This is a genomic window from Providencia sp. PROV236, from assembly GCF_033676985.1.
GTDB classification, from domain to species: Bacteria; Pseudomonadota; Gammaproteobacteria; order Enterobacterales; family Enterobacteriaceae; genus Providencia; species Providencia manganoxydans.
On record NZ_CP096297.1, the window covers coordinates 786,138 to 805,026 of the forward strand.

General features: G+C 40.6%; 13 protein-coding genes. 6 read left to right on the plus strand and 7 right to left on the minus strand.

Annotation, left to right across the window (positions count from 1 at the left end):
* Positions 1-32 precede the first annotated feature (32 nt).
* Complete coding sequence (locus M1E96_RS03335) at positions 33-890, minus strand: MetQ/NlpA family ABC transporter substrate-binding protein (RefSeq protein WP_319066993.1); 858 nt, start codon at positions 888-890, stop codon at positions 33-35.
* Between the two features lie 328 nt (positions 891-1,218).
* Here M1E96_RS03335 and M1E96_RS03340 point away from each other — a divergent pair, with 328 nt between their 5' ends.
* Positions 1,219-2,253 (plus strand): isopenicillin N synthase family oxygenase, encoded by a 1,035-nt coding sequence (locus tag M1E96_RS03340; RefSeq protein WP_140181870.1) that lies wholly within the window; start codon positions 1,219-1,221, stop codon positions 2,251-2,253.
* 42 nt (positions 2,254-2,295) lie between these two features.
* Positions 2,296-3,582, plus strand: coding sequence for a cystathionine gamma-synthase family protein (locus M1E96_RS03345; protein ID WP_070926831.1), 1,287 nt, complete (start codon positions 2,296-2,298; stop codon positions 3,580-3,582).
* A gap of 40 nt (positions 3,583-3,622) precedes the next feature.
* Here M1E96_RS03345 and M1E96_RS03350 read toward each other — a convergent pair whose 3' ends face one another.
* Together M1E96_RS03350 and sbcD are read right to left on the minus strand one after the other, a co-directional pair.
* On the minus strand, positions 3,623-7,300 hold the full coding sequence (locus M1E96_RS03350) for an SbcC/MukB-like Walker B domain-containing protein (RefSeq protein WP_369427370.1): 3,678 nt from the start codon (positions 7,298-7,300) through the stop codon (positions 3,623-3,625).
* Positions 7,297-8,517 carry an exonuclease subunit SbcD gene (gene sbcD / locus M1E96_RS03355; RefSeq protein ID WP_369427371.1) on the minus strand — a complete coding sequence of 407 codons (1,221 nt, stop codon included), beginning with the start codon at positions 8,515-8,517 and terminating at the stop codon, positions 7,297-7,299. Before sbcD ends, M1E96_RS03350 begins: the two co-directional genes overlap by 4 nt.
* 300 nt (positions 8,518-8,817) lie before the next feature.
* On the opposite strand from sbcD, the gene phoB reads away from it, so the two are divergent.
* The 3 genes from phoB (at position 8,818) to brnQ (ending at position 12,846) form a co-directional block, all read left to right on the plus strand.
* Positions 8,818-9,507, plus strand: a complete 690-nt coding sequence (gene phoB / locus M1E96_RS03360; protein ID WP_070926825.1) for a phosphate regulon transcriptional regulator PhoB — start codon at positions 8,818-8,820, stop codon at positions 9,505-9,507.
* Between the two features lie 20 nt (positions 9,508-9,527).
* A complete protein-coding gene (gene phoR / locus M1E96_RS03365; RefSeq protein WP_319066988.1) occupies positions 9,528-10,841 on the plus strand; it encodes a phosphate regulon sensor histidine kinase PhoR in 1,314 nt (437 codons plus the stop codon).
* Between the two features lie 679 nt (positions 10,842-11,520).
* Positions 11,521-12,846, plus strand: coding sequence for a branched-chain amino acid transport system II carrier protein (gene brnQ / locus M1E96_RS03370; protein ID WP_140181880.1), 1,326 nt, complete (start codon positions 11,521-11,523; stop codon positions 12,844-12,846).
* Between the two features lie 66 nt (positions 12,847-12,912).
* On the opposite strand, the gene ggt is transcribed toward brnQ, so the two are convergent.
* From ggt to M1E96_RS03390, 4 genes are all read right to left on the minus strand, one after another.
* Positions 12,913-14,679: a gamma-glutamyltransferase gene (gene ggt / locus M1E96_RS03375; protein WP_369427372.1), complete on the minus strand. Its 1,767-nt coding sequence runs from the start codon at positions 14,677-14,679 to the stop codon at positions 12,913-12,915.
* A 218-nt stretch (positions 14,680-14,897) separates the two neighbouring features.
* Entirely contained in the window at positions 14,898-15,518 is a 621-nt protein-coding gene (locus M1E96_RS03380; protein ID WP_140181884.1) for a hypothetical protein, read from the minus strand.
* A gap of 281 nt (positions 15,519-15,799) precedes the next feature.
* Positions 15,800-16,402, minus strand: coding sequence for a peroxiredoxin C (locus M1E96_RS03385; protein ID WP_070926815.1), 603 nt, complete (start codon positions 16,400-16,402; stop codon positions 15,800-15,802).
* A gap of 334 nt (positions 16,403-16,736) precedes the next feature.
* Positions 16,737-17,345: an ACP phosphodiesterase gene (locus M1E96_RS03390; RefSeq protein WP_070926813.1), complete on the minus strand. Its 609-nt coding sequence runs from the start codon at positions 17,343-17,345 to the stop codon at positions 16,737-16,739.
* Positions 17,346-17,816: 471 nt separating this feature from the next.
* On the opposite strand from M1E96_RS03390, the gene queA reads away from it, so the two are divergent.
* A complete protein-coding gene (gene queA / locus M1E96_RS03395; protein ID WP_318707660.1) occupies positions 17,817-18,887 on the plus strand; it encodes a tRNA preQ1(34) S-adenosylmethionine ribosyltransferase-isomerase QueA in 1,071 nt (356 codons plus the stop codon).
* Positions 18,888-18,889: the final 2 nt, after the last annotated feature.

Sequence of the window (18,889 nt, forward strand, 5' to 3'; positions counted from 1 at the left end):
TATACCCTACAGAAAGACTGATACATATAAATTTATTTAAGAGATGCTAAAGGTTGGGATATTTGTATTTTTGTCCCCCCAAAGTTATCACGAATATAGTTCTTAACTGCTTCAGTATGATAAATTTTTTCGAGTTTACTAAATGCAGGGTTATCTTTATTCTCTGTTTTGACGACTAACACATTAATCATGTCATTAATGCTACCATCATTCTGTTCGCGGAATAAAGAATCACTTAAAGCATTTAATCCCCCTTCTTGTGCGGCGGTATTACCAATAACGGCGATATCAACATCGGGCAAAGCTCTTGGGCCATGAGCATATTTTATTTGTTTAAATTCTAACTGTTTGGGATTATCAATAATATCATTAACAGAACCGGTTGCTTGGTTAAAATTAGGTTTTAATGTAATTAGTTTTGCCTTTTGTAATAATAATAATGCTCTTGCATGATTGGCGGTATCATTAGGGATCGCGACGAGTGCGCCATTAGGTAATTCATCTAACTTTTTATATTTAGATGAGTAAACAGCCATTGGCTCAAAGTAAGTTGTGGCAATAGCCGTTAATTTATTGCCATTATTTTTATTAAAGTCTTTCAAAAATCCCCAAGATTGAAATGCATTCACGTCAACATCACCATCGATAGTTGCAATATTGAGGGTGACACCATCATCAATAATTTTAACATCTATGTCTAAACCGGCATCTTTAGCTGCCTGTGATTGGGCAATAAATTGCCAAATATCCGCATCGCTACCATGACTACCAATAATGATTTTTTGCTCCTGAGTGCTGCTATTGGTGGTTTGTTTGACCTCATCCTCTTGTGAACAAGCAATCAAAGCAGAAACGGAAAGTGCTAATAATAATGCAGCTATTTTTTTCATTAAAGTATCCCAAACGTGTTATTTAAGAATATATAAGCAGATTGCGTAGAGGTAATTGAAATAACATTTCATCAGTAAGAATAACTTTTAGTTATATCTCTATATTATTAATAAATTGCTATATATTCGTCATACATCAAGATGTAAGGTTGTTGACTACGTAACGCCCAGTGAGTCGTAGAGTTTAGCTATACTCCTCGTCTATCTTCGTTTGTGGTTTATCTGTACCTCCAATTATTTAGAGTATATCGATATACTTTTAAATTATTTTAGTATTTTATTAACGTGCTATTTAATTAATAAAACTAACAACTCATAAGGTTTTATTATGTCAGCATATCCACTACCGATTATTGATCTTCGTGAATTAGATGATCCAAGTACCCGTGAAAACTTCTATCAAAAATTACGTTTTACAGCACGTGAAATCGGTTTTTTTTATCTTATTGGGCACGATGTTTCATCGGAACAACGAGAAAATTTATTAGCCACCACGAAACGCTTTTTTTCTTTACCAATAACCGAAAAAAGTAAAATAGATATGAGCCATTCAAAACATTTTCGTGGCTATACTGGGTCAACACAAGAAAATACGCGTAATCAACCTGACTATCGAGAACAAATTGATATTGGTGAAGAGCTGCCTGCATTATCTTTAACAGAACAGGATCCTATTTGGTTTAATTTGCAAGGGCCAAATCAATGGCCTGATGCACTACCTGAATTAAGAGAGCAGGCGCTGGCTTGGCAATCGGCTATGAGAGCAACTGCAATTAAATTAATTAAGGCATTTCTTGTTGCATTAGAGCTTCCTGAAAACAGCTTTGATCCTATTATTGCTGATCCTGCCCAGCATTTATTGAAACTAATTCATTATCCTGCACGTGAAAATAGTTTTAATGGGGAACAAGGTGTTGGTGCACATAAAGATGCAGGGATCTTAACTTTATTATGGCAAGACAACATTGGCGGATTGCAGGTTGAGACGGATAGTGGTTGGGTTGATGTTGCACCTTTAGAAAATGCTTTTGTTGTCAATATTGGTGAGGTTTTTGAATTAGCCACCAATGGCTACCTACGTGCGAATGTTCATCAGGTAGTTAGAAAGCAAAACAGCGTGTCACGCTATTCGATCGCCTATTTTATTACGCCGAGTGTATTTGCGAATGAAGTACCCTTATTACCTCTACCTGCTTATTTGGCTAAACAAGCATTGGGGCCTGATAGCGATCCACTAAACCCTTTATTTACGAATTTGGGTAAAAATGCCATCAAAGGGCGACTACGTTCACATTTATCAGTAACGCGCCAATTTTATCCGGAGGAATACGAGCAAATAATTAAAAATAGCAATATCTTATGATGTACTTAGCATACAGCTGAGCGTTTATTTTATTGGAGTACCATGATGTCAAATCGCTATTATAAAAAAGAGCTTAACGGGCACACATTAGCAGCAGAAACATTAATGATGAGCTATGGATATGATCCACAGCTTTCAGAAGGTGCGATTAAGCCCCCTGTATTTTTAACTTCTACATTTGTATTTAAAACGGCACAGGAAGGGAAAGCATTTTTTGATATGGTTAGTGGGCGCACACCAACGCCTGAAGATCAAAAACAAGGGCTTGTATACTCTCGTTTTAATCATCCAAACAGCGAAATCGTTGAAGACCGGCTCGCGTTATATGAAGGTGCGGAGAGTGCGGCACTGTTTTCTTCAGGGATGTCAGCGATCACTACCTGCCTAATGGCATTTTTGAAGCCTGGAGATGTATTACTGCATTCTCAACCATTATACGGTGGAACGGAAACGCTATTCTTAAATACATTGGCTCGTTTTGGTATTACTTCAATTCCTTTCGCAAATGGCTGCGATGTGGAATCGATAAGAGAAGTGATTAAAGGTGTTGATCCAGCTAAAAACATTGCAGCTATCTATATCGAAACACCTTCGAATCCATTGAATACGTTAGTGGACATTCACTTATTGAGCGAGCTAACCAAAGAGATAGCGCAAACGCGTCAAAACGAGAAACCACTATTGATCTGCGATAACACCTTACTTGGGCCAGTTTTCCAGAAACCGTTATCATTAGGTGCTGATTTAAGTGTGTACTCACTAACTAAATATGTTGGGGGTCATTCTGATTTAGTTGCCGGTGGTGTTGTTGGTAGCCGTCAGCTATTGAATAAAGTTCGTGCGCAACGTAATGCGATTGGTACACAGCTTGATCCGCATTCAAGTTGGATGCTTGGACGTTCACTGGAAACATTACAGTTACGCATGGAAAAAGCCAATGATAATGCCCTGCAATTAGCGACGTTCTTGCATCAACACCCCAAAGTCAAAAAGGTCCATTATCCTGAGTTTTTACCACCAGAAAGTATTGAATATCAAATCTATCAACGTCAATGCACAGGTGCAGGTTCAACCTTTTCAATTAATGTCGGAGAGAATGAAGAGGACGCATTTAATTTCTTAAACCATCTGGCACTGTTTAAGCTTGCGGTGAGTTTAGGTGGTACAGAATCTTTGGCTTGCCATCCTGCATCGACAACCCATTCAGGGATTGCAGCATCAGTTCGCCAAGCAACAGGTATTGAAAGTAACTTAGTCCGCTTATCAGTAGGAATTGAAAACGTTAATGATTTAAAGCAAGCGCTATCGCAGGCTTTGGATGCTATCTAGTTTGAAAAATTGCAGAGGCATTAGCCTCTGCGGATTGTTTTTAGTTAACTCGATATTGGCTAGGTAATTCACTAAATCCAAAACCATTGGTTTTTTTCACGGGGATCTGCACAGGTATCCGTTCTTTCATTGCCTCAACATGGCTAATGACCCCAATGGTTTTACCTGAGGCATTTAGACTTTCTAAAGCATCTAAGGCGATATCCAAGGTTTCTGGATCGAGCGTCCCAAATCCTTCATCAAGGAATAATGATTCCAACTGCGTTTTATTGCTCACCATATCTGATAACGCCAATGCCAATGCGAGGCTGACCAAGAAACTTTCGCCTCCGGAAAGGGTTTTGATATCCCTGATGGTATCGGCTTGCCAGACATCAATCACTTGTAATTCAAGATCAGAATTATGGCTCCGTTTTAAGATATAACGCCCATGTAGCTTATCGAGCCGCTGATTGGCGAGCGAAATAAGACAATCAAAGGTTAAGCCTTGTGCATAGCGACGGAATTTATCTCCCTCGGCAGAGCCAATTAATTCATTGAGTAGTCCCCAATCATCACAATGCGCTTGGCTTTGTTCTATTTCCTGTAATAGGCCACGCTGTTGGTGGCGTTGCTGCTTATCAGTATTTAGCTGACTGATAATTTGCCCTTGCTGCTGATTGAGATTTTTTATTGCACTATCAAGTTCATTAATATCATGCTGCAATTGTGCTTGCTGGGTATTTAACATCTCTTTTGGCTGTTGTGCCAAATGCTCTTGTAATGCTAACTCACCTTCTTTATAACGTGTTTCTGCTTGTATGCAGGATTGCTTTAATTGTTGATGTAATTGTTCTAATCGCAATTTTTCTTCAGCTGATAATAACGCTTCCAAAAATGTCTGCTGTGTCGCAAAAGGGCTGTTTATCAGTGCTTGATTAAAATGTTCTTGGGCGCTGCTCTGTTGCTGCTGACCCTTCTCAATCGCACTGCTAACTTCACGATAGCTCCCTTTTAGTGATGCGATTTCTTTTTCACGATAAGTCACTTGCTCGTTGAGCTGTTGTAGCTGAGCAGTGATCTTCTCTTGTTCTACGCGTAATTGGCTGACAAATTGTGAGATGGATTGACCTCCCAGCAATGATTGTCGCGAGTGCTGCTTTTGTTGCAGTAACAGTTGCAGTTGTTGTAACTGCTGTTGGCTATTTTCTAATTGTTGTTTCACCGTAGCTTGTTGAGCGACTTCGGCCTGTAACATAGCCTCTGTGACGGCAATTTTTTTGGTGAGATCTTGGATGGCCTGTTTTTTGACTTCATATAACTGACCGCGTTTTTCTAGTCCATCAAACCACTGAGAAATGTGTTCATTAGCCGGTAATTGAAAGGCTGATAATGACGATTGCAGTTGTTGATGTTGTTCATTATATCGTTGTTGCTGAGTCACTAGCTGCGTTTGGGTTTCATCGATTGAGCGTTGAATGTGCTGTATGCGCTCATCAAGTAAAGTTAACGTTGATTGTTGCTGCTTATTTAATGATTGTTTTTCATGCAACTGATGCTTTGATTGCTGATATTCACGTTCTAGTAACGTGAAATCCTCCAAGAGCTGTTGTTGGCGAGAGAGCTGTTGCTGGCTTTGATTGAGCAGCTGCTCTACGGCGCTTTGCTCAATCGCTAAATCATCAATCATTGCTTTCTGACAGGTTGTTACCCACTGTTTTTGTATGTGACTTTCTTGATTGGCAAGTTGTAATAGTGCTTGCTGGTTGTCCTCTTGTCGTTGAATATCCTTTTGCAATTGTGTTTGTTGAGTGACTAAGGTGTGTTTGAGTTGCTCAAATTGCGTTGTTAGTTCATGTAAACGTTGTTCTGTTTGGCTCGGCTCAATGGCTTGATATTCGGTTACCGCAGGGTGTTCAGTTGCTCCACAAAGTGGGCAAGGGTTACCTGCGATCAGCTGTTGGCGTTCTGTTTCTAAGCTGACTATTTTTTGTTCTAATCGTAATCGAGCCTGTAAATCGGTTAAATGTGGCTGAGTATGGCTAATTTGTGTTTCTATCTGTTGGCACTGTTTTTCAACTTGTGTGATTGATTGGGTAATCTCTTTTTGTTGAGTTAATTTAATTTGCTGCTGATTTTGCAGCTCTTGCCATTGAGTAAGCAGAAGGGGTAACAATTGTAGATGCTGTGCTGTTATGCGCAATTGCTCAACAGATTGGCTAATTTTTTCAAGATCATGAGTTTCCAGCCATGCTAAATATTTTTTTTCAATTTGCTGGTAAATAGCACTATCTTGCTCAACTTGTTGTTGAAGTTGCGCATATTGTTCGGTTTGTTGCTTTTGTTCATTGCATAACGTTGCATATTGTTGTTTTAGTGTCTGCTGTTTCTGTTCAAGCTGGGTAACTTGTTTTTTAGATTGTTCAAGATATTGCTCCTGTTGACGCCATGAAGCAATATGTTGCGAAATTAGTACATCTTGTTGGTTTTCTTGCAAATAATGCTGAATAGTGCTGAGTTCTGTATTTGACAGTGTTATTTGCTGTTGAGCACGTTCAATTACGGTTTGTTTTGTTTGATGTTGGGATTGATATTGATTTTGTTGCTCTAGTATTTCTTTAATTTGCTGATTTAAATTAATAATTTCGTTATCTAATGGGCGAACTTGGTTATCGATCACTAACGTTTGTTGCTGGACGTAGCTTAGGTGCTGCGTATTTTGCGTATTAACTTGTGTTAATTGTTCTTGTAATGGAGCTAGCTGTTGAGTCTGAGTATTTAGAGCCAGTAAAAGATTTTGCTGTTTTTCTAATAATTCATTTAGTGATTGTTGTTGGCGCTCTACATCTTGCCATAGAGGGCGTAGGTGCTCAGCAGGGATGTTATCAGTGAGTTTTTTTAGTTCAGGTTCAGCTAATTGATAGGCACTTTGAGCTTGTTGCAGCTCTAATTGCTGCTGTTGTAAACGTATATTGAGTTGCTGTTGGCGTTGCTGCCAATGTAGTATTTGCTGATTTTGTGTACGCTTTTGATTTAACTCTATTTCTTTTTCAGCCAAACGTTGTTGTTCAGTGAGTAATGTTTGATATTCATCTTCTGTGAGTAAGTGAATACTTTGTGCACGAGCTTTTAAAATTTCTAAATCATTTTTAACGTGTTTGTGCTGACGATAAATGTAACTCGAGATTTGGCTATAAATTTCGGTGCCAGTGATTTCCTCAAGTAAATCAGCTCGTTCTTTTTCACTGGCATTCAAAAAGGCTGCAAAATCACCTTGAGATAGAAGGATTGATTTAGTGAAACGGCCAAAATCGAGCCCAGTAATTTGAATAATTTGCTCTCTGACTTCACTGATTTTCTCAGCGATAATTTTGCCATCATTCACCGTGGCTAACTCGGCCTTCGGTGACTGTAATTTACCATCAGGCTTATTACTTGCGCGTCTTTGGCTCCAAAAAGCGCGGTAGGCTGTTCCTTTCACTTCAAACTCAACTTCCGCAAGACATTCGCCTGTGTGACGGGTCATGAGTTCATTTTGGCTGGCTGATAAGGTATTTAAACGCGGAGTTTGATGATAAAGAGCAAGACAAATCGCATCTAACAGTGTTGTTTTACCAGCTCCGGTAGGGCCAGTAATGGCGAATAGGCCTTGGCTGATAAAAGGTTCTTGGTTAAAGTCAATTTTCCATTCACCTTTGAGGGAGTTAATATTTTTAAAACGTAAACTCAGTATTTTCATGCGTCCCCCTCAAGCTCAGAACGTAATGCATCGTGAGATTGTTTAAATAGCAGTAAGAGCCGTTGTTCTTTTTCTTTATCGCCCAGTTCTTCTTCTGTTAAGCGACGTAAAAACACCTCTTCGGCGGTAAGCTCATTTAATGTTTCATTGGCGAGAGCTGTCTGTTGGCCTTGTGGCTGCTTGCGAGCTCGACGTAACAAAACCACGTCAACAGGTAAATCTTTAACCAATGCTTCAATACGTTGCTGTATATCAGCAAGGTAGTCTTGGCTGGCAACCTCGATATCCAGCCAAATGGGTTGAATACTGTCATTATTATTTATTTCATTTAGCTGCTTTTGGATATCGGCAAGTGATCCTTTGAGGGTTTTTAATGGCTGAAATATAGGGATCGGTAATTGTTGAATTTGAGCGATATCACTGCGATCGAACTCCACTAAACAAACGCTTTTTTGTTGTTCAGCTTCATCAAAACTTAATGCAATAGGTGACCCGCAATAGCGAATGTGCGGTTTTCCGCCGATGACTTGTGGACGATGGATATGCCCCAATGCAATATAGTCGGCAGGGGGAAAGGCTCCTGATGGAAAGGCATCTAGGGTGCCGATATAAATATCCCGCACAGAATCAGAAACTTCGGCACCAACAACGGTTAGATGACCTGTGGCAATAATCGGAATTTCAAGCCCCAGAGCTTCACGTTGTTGCTGGGCTAGTTGATAGCTACACTGATAATATTCACTAATTGCATTTTGTAGTGAGAGCTGTTTTTGTTCGCTACTTTGCCCTGCAACGCTGAGTTGAATATCCCTTGGGCGCAGAAATGGGATAGCGCATAGCAATGCCCCAGGCTCACCTTGTGCATTTTTAAGTGTGATGACATGGGGTTGACTACCCGAGGTGACAACATCAGTATTTAAATAAGCCAGTAGTGAGCTGGTTTCATTTAACACAGAAACGGAATCATGATTACCGCTGAGTATCACCAATTGGCAGCCAGTTTGTTGTAAAGAGACGACAAATTGGTTGTAAAGTTCTCTTGCATAGCTGGGCGGTGAGCCCGTATCAAAGATATCACCGGCAACAATGACAGCATCAACCTGATATTGTTTAACTTGTTCGATTAGCCAAGTTAAGAAATATTGGTGTTCCGCAGCACGGCTTTTTGTAAAAAAATATTGGCCAAGGTGCCAGTCAGAGGTATGGATGATACGCATCAATATAGGTTCCTAAGGATGGCTAATCGTCATATTTAAAGTTGCAGTTACCAACGCTATCACTTGAAGTATGACGAATACTGGAATTGAAATTATGCTAATTGAACGTTATGCAGTATACCTTATCAGAGCGCGTTGATGCGGAGAATTGTCGTTTTGCTCATATGACCTCGATATTTCACTAAAATGACAATTATTATCGGACTATCATCATTGAGTGTTAACATTCATAATTCTGTCATAAAAGTGACGCATAATGATTTTACTTTTAATAATCTCTTCTTATTTACAGGATTAATCATGGCAAGACGCATTCTAGTAGTTGAAGATGAAGCGCCCATCCGAGAAATGGTTTGTTTTGTACTAGAGCAGAATGGTTTTCAGTCTATTGAAGCTGATGATTATGATTCCGCAATTGCGCAGTTAGTTGACCCGTTACCTGATTTGGTGTTATTGGATTGGATGATCCCGGGTGGTTCAGGGATCCAAGTAATTAAACATATGAAACGTGACAGTGACACGCGTGATGTGCCCGTGATGATGCTGACTGCGCGTGGGGAAGAGGAAGACCGAGTAAAAGGGCTAGAAGTTGGGGCTGATGATTATTTGATTAAGCCTTTTTCACCAAAAGAGCTGGTGGCTCGTGTTAAAGCCATTTTACGTCGTATTTCGCCGATGGCGACAGAAGACATCATTGAAATGAACGGGTTAACATTAGATCCAACCTCTCACCGTGTCAGTAGTCAAGATACGCCTATTGATATGGGGCCAACGGAATATAAATTACTGCATTTCTTTATGACTCACCCTGAGCGGGTGTATAGTCGTGAGCAGCTACTTAATTATGTTTGGGGCGCAAATGTTTATGTAGAAGATCGCACCGTTGACGTACATATTCGCCGCCTTAGAAAGGCATTAGAAGTCGAAGGGCATGATAAAATGGTGCAAACAGTTCGTGGTACGGGCTATCGCTTCTCAACGCGTTACTGATAACTAAAGGGGATTCCCGCGTGCTTGAACGCTTATCATGGAAACAGCTGATTTTAGGGCTGTTTTTATTTATTTTACCTGCATTAATTTTATCTTTATTTATCGGCCATCTTGCATGGCTGTTGGTGATTTCGCTTGCAGCAGCGTTGATTTGGCATAGTTATAACTTAATGAAACTGTCATATTGGTTATGGCTAGACCGTAGTATGCTCCCTCCTGATGGTAAAGGTGGATGGGAACCCATATTTTACGGGATATATCAAATGCAACAACGTAATCGTAAACGTCGTCGTGAGCTAGGACAATTAATTAAGCGGTTTCGAAGTGGGGCTGAATCTTTACCTGATGCCGTGGTAATGATGACGCTTGAAGGGAATATTTTTTGGTGTAACCGCCATGCCCAACACTTATTGGGTTTTCGTTGGCCTGAAGATAGTGGACAACCTATTTTTAACTTACTACGTTACCCTGATTTTAGTCGTTATTTTACCTTACAGAATTATGAGCAACCGTTAACGCTTGAGCTGAATAGTGGTGCGATTGTTGAATTTCGTATTCTTCCTTATACGGAAGGTCAATTATTAATGGTGGCTCGCGATGTCACTGAAAAACGTCGGTTAGAAAAAGCACGTAGAGATTTTTTTGCTAACGTAAGTCATGAGTTACGCACGCCATTGACGGTTATTCAGGGGTATCTTGAAGTACTGGATGACCAAGAAAATACCTCACCCGCCAATAAAAAAGCCCTTCATGTGATGCAAGAACAAGCACACCGTATGGATAGCTTGGTTAAGCAATTATTGCAACTATCACGTATTGAAGTGGCTCCACAAATTAGTTTAGATGAGCAGATTAATATCCCTGTTATTTTAAAAATGATTGAGCAAGAGGCGATTAGCTTAAGTCAGGGGCGGCAACAATTTGAATTTTCTGTCGATGAAAAATTACGTGTTTATGGTAATGAGGAACAACTGCGTAGTGCGGTAGCAAACTTAGTGTATAACGCGATTGCTCATACACCTGAAGGCTCAACTATTCGTGTTAGTTGGCAGAAAAATCATCATGGCGCACGCTTTAGTGTGGCAGATAATGGTACAGGGATCCCTGCTGAACATATCCCTCGCTTGACCGAGCGTTTTTATCGTGTTGATAAAGCAAGGACTCGCCATGGGAGTGGCGGAACAGGTTTAGGCTTAGCCATCGTCAAACATGCTTTACAGCACCATAATAGTCAGTTAGTGATCACCAGCCAACTTGGCAAAGGCAGTGAGTTCTCTTTTACTTTACCACCGGTGTTGATTGTAACTGATAAGAAAACGGTTAAGACAGTATAAATAGCCCCTAACATGATCCTTGATGAAAGTGGCAGCTAGTTGCCGCTTTTGCTTGTTAATTCAACGTATATATCCCTTTTTTAGATGTTTATTTGTTCTTTTTTAGTGATAAAAGCCAGTAGCCAAGGTCAACTTTCTCTAAACTCTAGCGACTTCTCAGGTCATTCGATATTCTATTTCCTCGTCCTCATTTAGCCACTGTCATGGTAAATAGCGAGAGTGAATAATCGCATATTGATTGTTTTTTGTTCAAATCATATAGTGTATATTCGTAGTTTACTGACAGTAATCACTGGCTAGCAAAAATACTTTAGTGTTTTATGCTTGTTTTCTGGTTTGCTATTGCCTTTTTACCCTATAAAAGTTTTACTTGTAGCCAGTTATTGGCGATTTTCCCTATTTTCTGAGTTTTCATCTTGCCTGATGTGATAAATAATACACATTGTATTGTTAATGGCTTGTTAATTAAAATTCTATGCTCTACATGGTTCGAGGTATAACTAGGCGGCGAGTGAGTGAAGTGCTAAGGGCATACAAAGGTATGTGACTAGTCGGAACGAATGATGCCATTAGTGTTGTAACTTGAAGAGTGACGAGTGTGTCGTCAATTATAATTCAAAGAGATACCTATAGGCGTCTCTACATTTTCTAATATCGTTACATAGATTTAATATAAAATATGGCTCATCGTTTAACATCCAGAGATATTATTGCCTTAGGTTTTATGACCTTTGCGCTATTTGTTGGGGCTGGAAATATCATATTTCCACCTATGGTCGGCTTACAAGCAGGTGAACAAGTTTGGACCGCAGCCCTTGGTTTCCTTGTAACTGGCGTTGGTCTCCCCGTTTTAACCGTTATTGCACTAGCTAAAGTCGGTGGTGGCATTGAATCCTTAAGTACACCTGTAGGCAAAACCGCAGGTTTATTACTTGCCGTTGTTGCTTACCTTTCAGTTGGGCCTTTATTTGCGACACCTCGTACCGCAACCGTATCATATAAAGTGGGCATAGCACCGTTACTTGGCGGTGAATCTGACATCTCGCTATTGATTTACAGTGCGGTCTATTTTGTGTTAGTGATCGGTATTTCATTGTATCCGGGAAAATTACTCGACAGTGTTGGCCACATACTCGCACCGGTGAAAATGCTGGCTTTAGCTATCCTTGGCGTTGCTGCGGTATTGTGGCCGGCAGGTGAACCACTGCCTTCAACAGATGCATATCGTGATATGGCATTCTCTAATGGATTTATCAATGGTTATTTAACCATGGATACGTTAGGGGCGATGGTATTTGGTATTGTCATTGTTAATGCTGCGCGTTCGCGAGGAATTGAAAACTCTTCATTATTAACGCGTTATACTATGTGGGCTGGTTTAATTGCAGGGGTATTGCTGACACTGGTTTATCTATCATTATTTAAATTAGGTGAAAACAGCGCATCAATTATTCCTAATCCACAAGATGGGGCAGACATTCTGCACGCGTATGTTCAATATACCTTTGGCGATTATGGTAGTTTCTTCCTAGCTGTTCTGATTTTCGTTGCTTGTATGGTGACGGCGGTCGGTTTGACTTGCGCTTGTGCTGAGTTCTTTAGCCGCTATGTGCCGATTTCATATCGTACTTTAGTGCTGATACTTGGCGTGTTTTCTATGGTGGTCTCTAACCTTGGCTTAAGTAAGCTGATTGCATTTTCTGTTCCTGTGTTAGTGGCGATCTATCCACCTTGTATTGTGTTGATCTTACTTAGCTTCACGCTCAAGTGGTGGCGTAACCCAAGTGTAGTGATTGCACCAACTATGTTGACGAGTTTTGTGGTTGGGTTGATTGGCGCTGCAAAAGCATCAGATAACCTGAAAGATTATATTCCTGAATGGATGACCTCTATTCCACTGTATCAGCAAGACTTAGCGTGGTTATTGCCTTCGATTGTCGTGCTAATTGTTGCAGCTGTTTGTGATCGGGTGGTGACGCCAGCAACTGAGCATCATCAGGCTTAATAGAACTATATTAAAAACCAAAAGGAGCAAATTTGCTCCTTTTGGTTTATTTGAAATAGGGATAGTTTAATTAACGCCAACAGCACTACCCGCAGGGCGTCTTACATCGTTTGCCCCATAGATATAGCCTTGGCGAACTTTACCTGAAACAGCAGAGTCATTACCTGACGAATCCGTTTTGTCACCTTTTGCATCAGGTACAGGAACCATAATCAGCTCAGCGGCTCCCCATGGGGTTTGCTCCACCATCTTGTAGCCCATCTTATCAAGTAAGGCTAAACTATCTTTAGAGACGCCTCTTTCTTCATAATAGACCTCATCAGGTAACCATTGGTGGTGGATCCTTGCAGCATTTACCGCTTCTTGTGGCGGCATGCCATGGTCGATAATATTCAATGCGGTTTGTAGGGTAATTGAGATAATACGCGATCCTCCCGGTGAACCAAGTACTAGGAACACATGGCCATCTTTAGTCACAATGGTTGGGCTCATTGATGAAAGTGGGCGCTTACCGGGAGCAATAGAGTTTCTTTCCCCTTGCACTAGCCCATACATATTTTTTTCACCGACTTTAGTGGTGAAATCATCCATTTCATCATTTAAAAAGAAGCCGGTACCCGGCGGGATCACCACTGAGCCAAAACGGCCATTGATGGTATAGGTGGTTGAAACCGCATTACCTTTATCATCGACAACAGAGTAGTGAGTCGTTTCTGGTTTTTCATGTGGGCCAACACCCGGCTGAACTTGAGTTGATGGTGTGGCTTGATTTGGTTTGATCTTTTTGCGCAGTTCTTCCGCATAGGCTTTGCTCAGCAATTTATCCGTTGGGTTATCGACAAATGCGGGATCACCTAAGAACGTATTTCTGTCCATATAAGCATGGCGCATCGCTTCTGTTAACGTATGGATATATTCAGCGGAATTGAAGCCCATTCCTTTAAGATCATAGTTTTCTAATATATTCAGCGTTTGGCAAATCGTTACACCACCTGAGCTAGGTGGTGGCGCAGAGATAAATTTATAGCCACGATAGGTGCAGCTAACTGGTGTTGTATCGGTGATCGTGTAATTTGCAAAATCGTCGGCAGTTAAGATGCCGCCATTCTTTTTAGAGGCTTGTTCAACAATTTTAGGGATCTCGCCTTCATAGAAAGCCTTAGGTCCTCCTTTTGCTATTTTTTCCAGTGTATTAGCTAGATCGGTTTGTACTAATAGATCACCCGGTTGGAAAGCGCTACCGTCAGGCTTTAAAAAGATGCGTGCCACTTCAGGATCTTGCTTAAAGCGATCTGTCGTCGTATCCAGTACGTCAGTATCTGCTCGCGTCAAAATAAATCCTTCTCTGGCTAATTTAATCGCCGGCTCCATCACTTGTTGGCGACTCATGGTGCCATATTTTTCAAGAGCATAATCAAGGCCTTTGACAGTACCTGGAACACCGGAAGCTAAATAACCATAAAGGCTGGCATCTTTAATGAGTTTGCCATCTTTATCGAGATACATGTCTGCATTAGCTGCTTTAGGGGCCGTTTCCCTGAAATTGATAAAAAGATCGTTGCCATCAGCAAGGTGGATTGTCATAAAACCACCACCACCAATATTGCCGCAGCATGGGTTAACGACCGCTTGTGCATAACCAACAGCAACAGCAGCGTCGACCGCGTTACCACCAGCCTTAAGGATATCAGCACCAATCTGTGATGCTAAATGTTGAGAAGATACCACCATGCCTTTTTGTGCCTCAACAGCAGGCTCTGAGGCAGCAAATAACTGAGGTGAGATAAGTAGCGAAAGTAGTAGGGCAGAAGGGCGCCATGATGTTTTTATCATTAGTATCTCCTGATGAATGTATGAGATTATGTAACATAAACGACTAATGTGAATTATTTGTTAATCATTTGTGCGCTTAATGTATAGCATAAAATAGTTGAGATAACTGAAGGATAAAACTGAAAAGTGTTAACAAAATGCTAAAAAATTTATTTTGAGGGAATTTTTCGTGGCAATAATGAGGCACACAGGGGTGCCTCTAAAGATATTTTTTGAGTTTATTTTTGATTAAATAAGGCGATATGGATCCAACCATTATTGGTTAGAACTAAAGGACTTTGTTGTGATTTTTCAGCTCGTTCTTGGCTGGTTTTAATTTGTGGATAAGCGGCAATCACTTTTTCATTTTTAGCCCAAGGTGCGACGTCTTCAATCTTTTGCTTGAAATTAGCAATTGAAACTTTTTGTCCACCACGCTCAGCTGGCTCAGTAAAGTTAGTGACTTCGGTGACGACAAATTTACCGGTGCAGAAGCTACCACGACCTGAGAAATCGGCTTTTGTCGCGTCAAAGAATTTTTGACCTTCGCTAGTTAACGTAAACTCTACGCCATCACCTGATTTCTCAGTGCCCCACATATCCTTAACAACAATTTGTTTGTTCGCTTTATTTAATAGTCCCGCATCAACCAAAGTATCTAATTGTTCAATAGTACGTGTATTGGATGGTGCTAAAAAACCAGCAGGGAATGAGCCTGTATTAATACAAATAGCAGGTTTTGTATCGAGATAATCTTGAATGGATTTTTTGAAATTACTTTCGGATGCCGTTTGGTTATTATCACAGCCAGCAAGTGCCACTCCAGCAATAACAATGGATGCTAACATTTTGAACTTCATGACATTTATCCTACTTTATGATTGTCTTAGCGATTAAGCTAAAAAATGTAACTAATTATTGATAAATGTAACCATATTATAAATATTGAAACCATGAAAGTATGGTTCGCTATATATTCTTAAATATATTGAATTTTAAGTTTAATTAAGAATTTTCTAGCAATCGCTATTGCAAAAAAGATGACAAGACAGGAGGGAATAATATGATGGCAATCTCTAAAAATGGAAAAATCGGCACAAGCAACGCCTATGCCGATCTATAAAAACTTAAAAGGTCTTAATTACAGACCCGTTGCGTTTTTGGTCAGGTAGTCAGCAACGCCTTTAGGAGATGCGTTCATACCTTCTTTTCCTTTTTCCCACTGAGCTGGGCAAACATCACCGTGCTCTTCGTGGAATTGCAGCGCATCAACCATACGCAGCATTTCATCAATATTACGGCCTAGTGGTAGGTCGTTAACGACTTGGTGACGAACAACACCATTTTTGTCTACTAAGAAAGAACCACGCAGAGCAACACCTGCTTCTGGGTGCTCGATGCCGTAAGCTTTCATGATTTCACGTTTGATATCAGCAACCATTGGGTATTTAACTTCACCAATACCGCCATTATCAACAGGAGTTTTACGCCATGCGTTGTGAACAAACTCGGAGTCAAAAGAGACACCAACAATTTCAACGCCACGTTTTTTGAATTCTTCATAACGGTGATCAAATGCAATCAATTCTGAAGGACATACAAAGGTAAAGTCCATTGGCCAGAAGAAGATCACAGCTGCACGGCCGTTCAGGTGGTTTTTTAGGTTGAAGTTATCAACGATTTCACCGTTACCAAGAACAGCTGCCGCAGTAAAGTCAGGGGCTTGACGTGTTACCAGAACCATAATTTACTCCTATGAGTTTGAATTAAAGGCTTTCTATATATACTCGGTATACTTCGAGTTGCCGCGCTTTTTCGTTAAAACATGGTGATGACGTTCATTCAACGCCAGCCACATAGTTTTCTATGTTCCTAGCGACTCATTCACTGGCCACCGAGCAGCCTCTCGAATTATCTAGAGTATATTTATACACTGTGGAAGAATATGGAATTCCCTACAAACAATAAAGGTATAAATACCAATCGTTGTGATAGCTTTTGCCTATCAATTGTAGCAATTTAATAAATTAACATCAATACAATAATTTTAATACAACAAAGTGCAAGTGGTATAGCGATCAAGTTGTCGATGTTGTGAGGTTACCGACAAAAATTCGTTGTTCAGCTTTATTAACCATCTGTGGGTAAAATTCGAAAAATAGCTGTTCGAGCTCAGTGTAGTGCAATAAAAAGTCATTAAAAGAACCACTGAGTGCATGCAATTTAGGCCGTCTACGTGCCATTCCATTTAATGATTTACCGATATACGCTTTTTCAGCGTAACGAATTAACCATTGTTGTGGCCAAAGAAACTCATTTAACTCCTGAAATCTTTCAGGGGTATGACAAAGATCGGGTTCGATTTGAGATCGGGCAAAATGCACAAAATTACTCAACGACATCGTAGGTTCAATGATATTCCAATGCAAAGAAAGAAAATGATCCCAGACCAGATCAAGCGTGATGGGGGCAACACGACGATAATCATCACGAAACAATAATTTAGCTTGTTTGACTAAAGGGTGAGTATCGGTCGCTTTATCAACGGCTCGATGCATAAAAATACCTGTAACAACATCAGGCGGATAGAGGCCTTCGGGATTACCTCGAACAAAATCGGCCATTAAATTGCCAAGCAAGGAACTATTGGCTTTGTGAGCTAGATGTAGGTGAGCTAAGAAGTTCATGTGGTTATCATATACTCGATACTATCTTAATAATACCCGATGCCTTTCAAATTATAGCTGCGTTCGCCACACAAACCGACCCTAGTCACATACTTATGTGTGCTCCTAGGGCTCAGTTTGCTCGCTAATTATACCCGATGCCTTTCAAATTATAGCTGTGTTCGCCGCACAAACTGACCGTAGTCACATACTTATGTATGCTCCTAGGGAGCAGTTTGCTAGCTGCCTTGCTCTAATTCGAAATTCATGGGGTATAAGATCGAGTTAGGGAAAAGGGAAAAGGGAAAAGGGAAAAGGGAAAAGGGAAAAGGGAAAAAGAGAAGCGTTTTGTTTTTAATTAAAGAAATGGCGGATTTTGCAAAACATTTGTTACATAAAAACAGTTTTTTCGGCAAAAATACGCTTATTTCTTGCGCCTTCGAGTCCTCAGCACTAGACTAGTCGCCTGTTTTTTAGATCGAAGTTAAGACAATGCGTGTTTCCGATTTTACTTTTGAATTACCTGAAGAATTAATTGCCCACTATCCTCAAGCGCAAAGAAGCGCGTGCAGACTGCTGAGCCTCGATGGACCAACGGGAAAACTGACCCATGGTATTTTTACCGATGTTCTAGATAAACTGGCGCCCGGTGATTTGTTAGTTTTTAACAATACTCGGGTGATCCCTGCACGCTTATTTGGCCGTAAGGCGAGTGGCGGTAAAATCGAACTACTTGTCGAAAGAATGCTAGATGAGCATCGTGTATTGGCACATATTCGGGCATCTAAAGCGCCAAAAGAAGGTGCTGAGCTGGTTTTAGGTGAAGATGAAAGCGTGAATGCGACAATGGTAGCGCGTCATGGTGCCTTATTTGAAGTGCGTTTTGATGATCCACGCGATGTATTGAGTATACTCAATCAAATCGGCCATATGCCATTACCACCTTATATTGATCGACCTGATGAAGAATCAGATAAAGAACTTTATCAAACCGTCTATAGTGAGCGTCCGGGCGCCGTTGCTGCACCGACAGCAGGTTTACACTTTGATGAACCACTATTAGAAGCGCTACGAGCAAAAGGTGTCGAAATGGCCTTTGTCACCTTGCATGTTGGTGCGGGTACATTCCAACCTGTTCGGGTTGATAGCATTGAAGATCATATAATGCATTCTGAATATGCAGAAGTGCCACAAGATGTTGTTGATGCGGTATTAGCTTGTAAGGCAAGAGGAAACCGTGTTGTTGCGGTAGGAACAACCTCAGTACGCTCATTAGAAAGTGCGGCTAAAGCCAGCCAAGATGCGCTGATAGCACCATTCTTTGATGATACGCAAATTTTTATATATCCAGGTTATGAATACCAAATCATTGACGCATTGATCACAAACTTCCATTTGCCAGAATCAACGTTGATTATGTTAGTTTCTGCGTTTGCAGGGTATAAAAATACCCTACAAGCCTATAAAGAAGCAGTTGCACAGCAATATCGTTTCTTTAGTTATGGTGATGCGATGTATATCACCTGTAATCCCGATGCTCGTCATGAGCAGGTTGGAGAGTAAGT